5 protein-coding genes are annotated in these 9,309 nt (G+C 42.4%); 3 read left to right on the top strand and 2 right to left on the bottom strand.

Annotation, left to right across the window (positions count from 1 at the left end; translation table 11 throughout):
* The coding region (locus QUB35_RS09010; protein WP_333141324.1) for a DUF4114 domain-containing protein at positions 1-2,261 on the bottom strand (2,261 nt) is incomplete at its 3' end.
* Between the two features lie 454 nt (positions 2,262-2,715).
* Positions 2,716-4,098 (bottom strand): alpha/beta hydrolase, encoded by a 1,383-nt coding sequence (locus tag QUB35_RS09005; protein ID WP_333141322.1) that lies wholly within the window; start codon positions 4,096-4,098, stop codon positions 2,716-2,718.
* Positions 4,099-4,420: 322 nt separating this feature from the next.
* Between QUB35_RS09005 and QUB35_RS09000 the strand changes: the two genes are divergently transcribed.
* The 3 genes from QUB35_RS09000 (at position 4,421) to QUB35_RS08990 (ending at position 9,276) form a co-directional block, all read left to right on the top strand.
* A complete protein-coding gene (locus QUB35_RS09000) occupies positions 4,421-5,065 on the top strand; it encodes a hypothetical protein (protein WP_333141320.1) in 645 nt (214 codons plus the stop codon).
* Positions 5,066-5,093: 28 nt separating this feature from the next.
* Positions 5,094-6,005 carry a DUF1822 family protein gene (locus QUB35_RS08995; RefSeq protein WP_333141318.1) on the top strand — a complete coding sequence of 304 codons (912 nt, stop codon included), beginning with the start codon at positions 5,094-5,096 and terminating at the stop codon, positions 6,003-6,005.
* A gap of 349 nt (positions 6,006-6,354) precedes the next feature.
* Complete coding sequence (locus tag QUB35_RS08990) at positions 6,355-9,276, top strand: pentapeptide repeat-containing protein (protein ID WP_333141316.1); 2,922 nt, start codon at positions 6,355-6,357, stop codon at positions 9,274-9,276.
* Positions 9,277-9,309: the final 33 nt, after the last annotated feature.

The following is a 9,309-nucleotide window of genomic DNA, read 5'->3' as shown; positions in this document are numbered from 1 at the left end:
GAAACAGGAGTTACGATCGCCTTTTTGTCCTCCTCAGCTTTCACATCAGAAGCCACAGCCTTATCGGAAGCCACCGCCTCCTTTGTTGAAGTAGAAACAGGAGTTACGATCGCCTTTTTGTTTTCCTCAACCTTCACCTCAGAAATAACATCCTTATCGGAAGCCACCGCATCGGTAGTAGAAGTAGAAACAGGAGTTACGATCGCCTTTTTGTCCTCCTCAGCTTTCACATCAGAAGCCACAGCCTTATCGGAAGCCACCGCATCGTTAGTAAAAGTAGAAACAGGTGCGATCGCCTTTTTCTCCTCCTCAGCTTTCACATCAGAAGCCACAGCCTTATCGGAAGCCACCGCATCGTTAGTAAAAGTGGAAACAGGTGCGATCGCCTTTTTCTCCTCCTCAGATTTTACCTCAGAAACCACAGCCTTATCGGAAGTCACCGCATCGTTAGTAAAAGTAGAAACAGGTGCGATCGCCTTTTTCTCCTCCTCAACCTTCACCTCAGAAATAACACCCTTATCGGAAGTCACCGCATCGGTAGTAGAAGTAGAAACAGGAGTTACGATCGCCTTTTTCTCCTCCTCAGATTTCACCTCAGAAACCCCAGCTTTATCTGAAGTAGCAACCTCGGTTTTCGATACAGACTCAGTATTACTTGCAGGAGTCACCTTCTCATTTGAAGCACTTGCAGTGTCGGAAATCGGAACATCTAAAACTGAACCAGATCCAGTATTATTTACAGCTTTTACATCCTCTTCTTTTGGTTCTACCTTCAGTTCAACGTAGGGCTTAGCATAAGCAATCAAAGCCTGACCCATATCCGTTTTTCGCCAATCTTTATCGGCATTAATCACGCTATCTAAATTCACAGCTTGACCCGTTGCACCCCGCACCTGAAATACGAAGTCATTGTAATCGCGATCGCTCCCTAAATCGACTCGCATATCCTCCATTGTAAAAGTCTTGCCGCTACCCGTTACATCGGCAATTTGACCCACATGAAATCCCTCAGCAGGATTCGCTGTCACCATCGAGAATAAAGGACGTTTGTCTCCTCCTATCGCCGGATTGTTAAGTACCTCTTGTACAGTCCCATTAGGCACTAACATCACCCCGAATTCCTCCCCCGGAGTCATCGCAAAAGTCTTAAGTCCTAAGTAAACTCCATCGTTATAATTGCCTTCGAGTAAATTCCCCGTAAATTTTGCACCTTCACTCAAGTCATTAATAACTACATGACCATTTGCAGAATTGCTAAGTGCTCTCGAAGCCGCTTCTTTGAGAAACTCTTCCGAACCTGGAGAAAACTTCTCCATTCCTTTGAGACTGATAATAGCTAATTGACCCTTATACAAACCGCCGTCCAATAAGAAATCAATGCCGACTTGACCTGTAGAGTCAACAACAAATTTCCCGGATGTAAAGGAATTATCGGCTACTGGATCTGATGTAGGAACGGTTGGACTTAATTCTTTTGGTGTTCCAACGGCGACGACTTCTGTATTGTCTGTAGATGGTTTGTTGTTGTCTGTGCTGTTAGTTGAAGATTTTTCTTGGTTGCTGTCTTTGCTGGTATCGGCGGCTGTAGCGGCAGGTTTTTCTGCTGTTTTGTTGCTGTCTTGGCTGATATCGGCGACTGTAGCGGCAGGTTTTTCTGCTGGCGAGTTATCTGGTTTAATCGCTTCTGAACTTGTTGTTGCTTTTGGTTCTGAGACAGAAGTATTGTGGGCGATCGCAATTTCTGGCTTGCTTTCTTTTTCGGCTAAAGTAGCGGGAGTTTTCTCAGATGGTATTTTCTCGGCACTCTGAGGATTAGTCAAAGAATCTGCTGCTGTAATAGTGTCATCTTTAATTGCACTTAACGGTGCATCGTTGCTGATTCCTGTCAGCGTATCTTTGACATCTGTACCTGACGGGGAACCGGATAAGGTGTCGCGAACACTACTGCTGCTGCTTGCTGACTCGCTTAAACCGCTTTTGAGAGTGTCGGTAACAATTAATGAATCATCTGATTTTTTGCTATTTGTATCGGCGATCGCATTTTTTGAGTTAAGCGTGTCAGTCGGACTGGATAGCTTTTCGGGTTCAATAACTGGCTGAGTTTTGCTGTCAGCTATCAAAGCACTGCCGCCGATATTTTGACTGTTGCTGTTGCTTAAAGGGTTGAGGATGGGAGTTTTGGCAGCACTTCCCGGTAAAGTGTCAGTTGTCAAAACATCGGTTAGCAGAAGGTTGCTGGAAACTTCATTTGTGGTAGCCATTGAGATTGCACTCCTAGTCTGTGATTGAATTAAAAGTGATATAATGAGCTGAAAGGGGGCGATCGCCCGTTTGTCTAAAAGTGCGATCGGCCTCTTGTTATTACTTACGGAATCCAGCCCAACTTTTTACGCAAATCTGGAAACTTTTTTTGGAAACGGGCGATTGCCAGATATTTATTAGTCTCGACTTCACCCGAAAGACCGCCAGGGAATTAATTCCCTGGCTCATAGCTAAAGTCCTCTTGCATAGGACTAATAGACAAGGGTATAATTTCTGTTTTCACCTGAACGCGATCAGAATAATAGATATTTTTATAGGAAATATCTAATTAATTCTTCAGTCCTCTTTAGAGGACTTTCGCTATGAGGCGGGGGTTTAAACCCCCGCCGGACTTTCGCTATGAGGCGAAACTTTAAACTCCCGACGGACTACAACGAAGTGCAATATCTCAGATTAAGCAACGGTTGAATTCCAAACTTTTTGTTGCTGTTTGTGCTTCATCCGCCAGCGGGTAACGACAGCACCAAAAGCTAAAGTACCCAACACAGTAGTTGGTTCGGGAACTGACTCCGGGTTATCAATCGGAGTAGTGTTGTTTCCTGTATCGAAACTAGCACCGACATGGGTAACTTTATTAGGACTATATGAAAATAGGTTTTCGATAATTTTGATAGTTCGATCGCCACCATTCGCATTGAGAATATGCGTCCCAACAGGAACATTCGATGTCGAAAGTCCCTGCAAATTATTGGCAAAAAAGTCAGACCCTACAGGCTGAGGATTCAGCATTAAATCTCCAACAAAAGAACCGTTAGCGCTGATATTCTCAGCACCGGTAAACAAACCATCGAAGCCGAAGTTGGTCAAAATTTGGTTTGCCGTGTAAGCGAAATCATTATGATCAGTACCAATTAGAATACCGCCTCCTGCATTTTTAAGAGCTAAAGCTTGGTTGATTGTTGCTGCTGTCGCTGAAGGAGTGAGGGTCGTAGTTTCTTTGTTGCGGAAAGCGAAAGAGCTGTCTAGAATGAATTCTGGCTGCTTGTTGGCCGCCCAAGCATTAATCGCGCCAAAATCTACTGTGTTGAGAATCGATGTTTGATAGATACTCGTGTCGAACCAAATCTGGTTGTAAAACCCAACAGGCTTAGAGTTGAGCGATAATCCGAGGCTGCCAGGAACCTGAGTCTGAACGAAATCAACATCGAATACTGTTCCGTTTTGATAATTTTCTAAGGTATTAGCGATCGCCCCGCGAAAATCTCCTAAATTTCCGGTACCAAGGCCGCGAGTTGAATTCATGTAAAGAATATTTGTTGTCGATGCTGTCTTCGGAGGAGGAGGCATTTTTTTGAGCGCATCAATAAAATTGCCTGCTGTCAAGTTATCTACTGGCAATTTTGTTAACAAATCCATGACAGTCAGGTTATTAGCCTTCTGAGCGATCAATGTCACAACTTCTTGTATTTCTACATCTGTGATACCAGGTTGCAACAATTGCAAAAACTTTTTTAGTTTGTCTGGTAACTTAGCCGCTGATTGTGGATCGTTTGGATCGAGGCTGATGATTTGGTTTAGTTGTTTTCGCAGTACCAGTGATATCGATTCGCCATTTTTGTTAGTGGCTTTTGATAAAACCTCTGCCCAATCCTGTAAACTAAGGGATATATTGCCTGTGTTTGCCAATTTTTCTAAGTCAGCAACTTCTACAGGATTTGTTCCATCCAGAATAGTCACCGTTTTTGCAGCTAATCCCGGTGCAGCTATTCCCAAACTCAATCCTACTCCTAAGCTCCAGAAAATTCCTCGGACAACCCAATTTGAAATTGATGGCATTAGTTTTACCCCAGTTTGAATAAAATACATAGAACCCGATCGCCCTTGAATCAAAACAACAACAGTTGCGGAGGACGATCGCCCTTTTCCCCAAAGCCCGCGCCAGCAAAGCCATACCCCAGGAAATCGCCCCCTTATTCTTACTTACGAAATCCAGCCAAACTTTTTCCGCAAACCTCAAAACTTTTGTCCAAAACCCCTAAAACGTAAATTTTTGTAACAATTGCCCCAGAAATGCGTAAAAACTTCCGACGATATCCGAAATATAAATAGAAGTTCCACCAGACTGCACAAAAATGCCCAGAGGAGTGAGGAGAGCCCGATGGACGAAATACTTCGACAGCTAGCCCTAGAAGCTCAACAGCACCCAGCCGGAAGCCAAGAGCGACAGATAGCATTAACCAAATTGATAGACCAAATTTACCGTCATAACAGACTTACTCGTCCCCACATAAATGACGACAACCTTCGTCATCTTTATGAAGACATTTACAGCGAAGCCCGGTTGAAAATAGTTGAGCATATCTGTCAAAACATTGACATCTATGATTCACAAAAACCAGTCATGCCTTGGGTGAATCATTTCTTTAAGTTTAGATTTCAAGATGTGTGCGATCGATATAGAAGAAGAGAAAGAATAACTCAAGGTTTATCGGTAGATGAATTAGAGAAATTTGAACAGAAAGAATGGGAGATTTATCAACAAAATTATCCACGACTGGAAATTATGGAAGATACCGAAAGACTACGGAAATTAATAGAAGAAGATCCAGATCATCTTTTCCGAAATAAAACTATCAGAGGTCGTCCCGATATCACTTGGCAAGTCATAGCTTTAGCCAGATTAGATGATGAAAAATGGGAGAATATATCTCAAATATTTGACAAAAACATTTCAACACTCCAAAGTTTTTACGACCGAAATATGCGGAAATTTTCAGATTACATTCGTAATAAATTACAGTAGGAATTGAGCGGAAACGGAGAAATTAATGATGAGTAAAATGATCGAACCAATAACTTTCACAGTGCCATTATCTTTTGAAGCCCACGAAATCGCCCAACAGTGTGGCAAACAATCCAGTCCGAAAAAATTCAAACAAGTTTATCTCAATACCCTCGCAGTGTATGCAGTAGATTTTTACCTTCGCTGCATGGGATTTGAGACAGATTGGCCGGTTAGCGATAGTCGCAATCCGTTAATGCTGAAACTTATGGATGTAGCAGATTTAGACGTTAAACAAATAGGAAAAATAGAATGCCGTCCCGTCTTGCCAGATGCCGACGCTTGTCAGATTCCCTACGATGCTTGGGGAGACAGAATTGGTTATATAGCCGTACAGTTAGACCAATCTTTGAAACAAGCAACGCTGTTAGGATTTACCAGAACAGTAGCTAAAGAAGTCCCTCTGGATGAAATGAATTCCCTCGAAGATTTGCTCGTCTACATGAATCGAATTCAACAACTGAAACCAGTTAATTTGATGAACTGGTTCGATGAAATTTTTGATGCGGGATGGCAAGTAATTGACGATCTATTAAATCCCAAACAATTGCAACTTCGCTCTTTTAGAAGCAACAACGCATTACCCATCGATCGCGGCCAGAAAATTGATTTGGGAATGCAATTAGGAGAACAGTCCGTGGCACTGGTAGTCACGCTGCCCCCAGAACCGGATTCAGAAGTGGATATTCAGGTGCGAGTGTATCCCATGGGAAATCAAACTTATTTGCCTCCTGGGTTGAAATTGATGCTGATGGATGAGTCAGAAGAAGTGATTTTCAAGGCTGAATCGAGAGAGGCTGACAACTTTCTTAATTTTGAATTTTGTTCAGACTTAAGAGAATTGTTCAGCATTACTGTAGGACTGGGAGATGTAAATGTGAAGCAATCTTTTCGTTTGTAATTGTATCCGGTCGGCGTTATGTAGAGCGTCTAAGCCATTTTTATTGGTTCCTGATTCCTCGTTACTAGGCTCTGTCTATTGGTGACAAGTTAACGTTAAACTGATAGTCTCTCTTGTTTGTATCGAAATCTGATCCCCCCTAACCCCCCTTAATAAGGGGGGAACCGGAAATCGCTCAAAGTCCCCCTTCTTAAGGGGGATTTAGGGGGATCTAGACTTCGCATCAAAGCGACATTTATTATGAATTCCAGTCTTAAGTTGTCACCAATGGACATAGCCTGGAAACGAGAAAACGATAAACCAGAAACATCCGTTACATCCGTTACAAAATCCGTTGCCGAACTCCCCTATGTCATCATTAACATTTCAAAACTTTCGCGGTCAAAATCTCCAAGGTTGTTCTTTCAAAGGCCTTGATCTGACTAATACAGATTTCTCCAATGCAGATATCAGAGGTGCAGATTTTACCAATGCAATTCTCGATGAGGCTAATTTCAATCACGCTCAGTGCGGACTAGCTAGAAAATCGCAAATCAAAATCTTCATAATTGTAGCACTGCTCTCGGCTATATCAGGAATAGCTGCTGTAATTGCTGTTGATAATACCTTCAAATCTCTCATTCCCAAAACAACCCAGCATATCGGTTTTCTGCCAACTGCAATCATCTTATTCGTCAATGCTATTCTGTTGACTACCATGATTCGCCAAGGGATACAAAAAGCTTTGGATTATTTAGGTATTGCGGCTGCTGTTTTTGTACCTTTAATTGGTTTTTTATCTGCGTTCTCGAATGATAAACATCCAATACTTTCCTGGTTAAGGTCTTTTAGAACTGGTGCCTTAATGAGTGCCTTGTCTGGCGAAACGAAGGCTAACGATATTCCGTTTTTAATTGTGACTTTAACTGCGGCTGTCGTTGCAACTACGATCGCCATTGTCGCTCTTCCTTTAGCCCTAACATTGGCTGAAGTTGTTCTGGGGAGGGCGATTGCAGCTTTGGCTTTATTTGAAGCTCTGGCTATAAGTGCGATCGCCACCGGAATTATTGCCAGAAATTCGTTGAGATATTTAAAAGCATCCGTGTTAATCCAAGCTGGAGTAGTTGACAACACAAACAATAAATGCTATGATTTCCTAAAAAAATGTGTGCAAGAATTTCCCGATGCGCCTGTAGTTATTGCGGCGATCGCTGGAGCTGTCATTTTAGCTGTAGCTTTGGTATTATTAGGAACTCACATTGCTCAGAGAGTTTTAGCCGAAGATGATAAATACGCCGTAATTCGCCAGTTAGCGATCGTCATTGGTGCGGCTGGCGGCACCAGCTTTTGCGGCGCTCAATTAGCCAATACTAACTTCAGCTACGCCACCCTCAAAAACACCGATTTTAGATTTGCTACTATCCACCGAACTATGTGGCATCACGCTCGTTTTCTCGACTGGGCAATAGTGGACGAGACAATATTAATTAATCCTGCAGTGCGAGAGTTGCTTGTCACCAGCAACGGCTATCACAAATCTTATCAAGGCATGGATTTGAGAGGAGCAAACCTGATAGGTGCAGACCTCAGCTATGCCCAACTTCAAACAGCAGACCTCAGTCAAGCGACTTTGGAAGCAGCTAATTTAGAATATGCAATATTTAGTCAAGTTCAGGCGATCGGCACTGATTTTAGCAATGCCAAAATGACTGGTGTTTGCGGTTTAGGAACCTGGAATATTGACAGCACTACCCAACTCGAATGGGTAGATTGTAAGTATGTTTATTTGCTAGAAGAACCGAAGCCGGGAACGGACGATCGCGAACGCCGTCCCAGCGGTAACGACAACTATCAACCAGGAGAATTTACCACTTTTTTTGCAGAAGTTGTAAATACAGTTGACTTGATTTTTAAGTACGGTGTTGACTGGAAAGCTTTCATGGAATCTTTCCAACAGGTGCAACGAAAAAATCCTGGCATAAAACTCAATATTCAAAGTATTGAAAATAAAGGCAATGGAATTGTCATTAAACTCGCCGTACCTCCTGAAACCGACAAAGCACAAATTAACAATGATTTCAATAGTTTCTATCAAGAAGCGCTACAAGTGCTAGGAACAGAAGCGCCCGCCCTGCAAAACTCAGCAGAACAACGCCAATACTTGCTGTCAGTAATGGAGGATATAGTCAGACCGTTGTCTGAACAAGTAGTCATCTTAAACTTGGCTAGCGGCGACTTGAAACAAGGGTTTGACGTAACAGTTGAGATTTGGTGCGATCGCCAGCGCTTAGCAATAAAATTAGAAGGCAAATTACCACCCCAACCAATAATTTTCCAACATTATCAACAGTGGCAAGAAATGTATAACATTCAAAACCATCGGCGAAAAAACCGTGCCATAAAAATAAAACCCGGTATCACTCACTGTTCCATACAGGAGCTAAAAACCTTAGCTGAAGAAGTAGAAATAGATGTAAATAAGTGGCTAGAATCCGAACAATTTTTCTCAATCAAGCAGGGATTACAGGACAAGTTAAACAGCACTGACGAAGTGCGGGTCATCATCCAAACAGAAGATAACTTACTGCGAAAACTCCCCTGGCATCAATGGAAATTTTTTAATGCTTACTGTCAACCAGAAGTAGCTTTAAGTCGCAAGGAATCTAACAGAGTAAAAAAATCAGTACGACCCAGAAAAAAAGTAAGAATTTTGGCAATTTTGGGCGACAGTACAGAAATCAATGTCGATAAAGACAGGCAGATATTGGAGAATTTGTCAGAAGCAGAAACCATATTTTTGGTAGAACCAAATTACCAGAAACTTAAGGAATATCTCACCGATGAAATAGGCTGGGATATTTTGTGTTTTTCGGGTCACAGTCAGAGCGAAGTAGATGGCAGTACGGGGGTGATTTGTATCAATAAAACAGATAAGTTAACTGTAGAACAGCTAAAAGATTCCTTGAAAATAGCTATTAAACACGGTTTGGAAATAGCAATTTTTAACTCTTGCGATGGCTTAGGCTTGGGTAAGCAATTAGCTGATTTAGATATCCCTCAAATTATCGTGATGCGTGAACCGGTGCCGGATTTAATCGCCCAGGAGTTTCTGAAAGTTTTTCTCAAAGCTTTTGCTGGCGGCAATTCTTTTTATGTTTCCGTGCGGGAAGCACGAGAAAAACTCAAACAGCGTTGGGATCGGGAAATTCCCGGTGCTAGCTGGTTGCCTGTTATCTATCAGAATCAAGCTGAGTTTCCCAAGACTTGGCGAGGATTGCAAGGGAATACTTAAGGGCGAGTAATTATTTTACTGCTAGTTGATTTT

Source organism: Microcoleus sp. B13-B6, assembly GCF_036705405.1.
GTDB lineage: Bacteria > Cyanobacteriota > Cyanobacteriia > Cyanobacteriales > Microcoleaceae > Microcoleus.
Note: the sequence above shows the minus strand (reverse complement) of the source record. Positions and strands in the feature narration are given on the sequence as shown.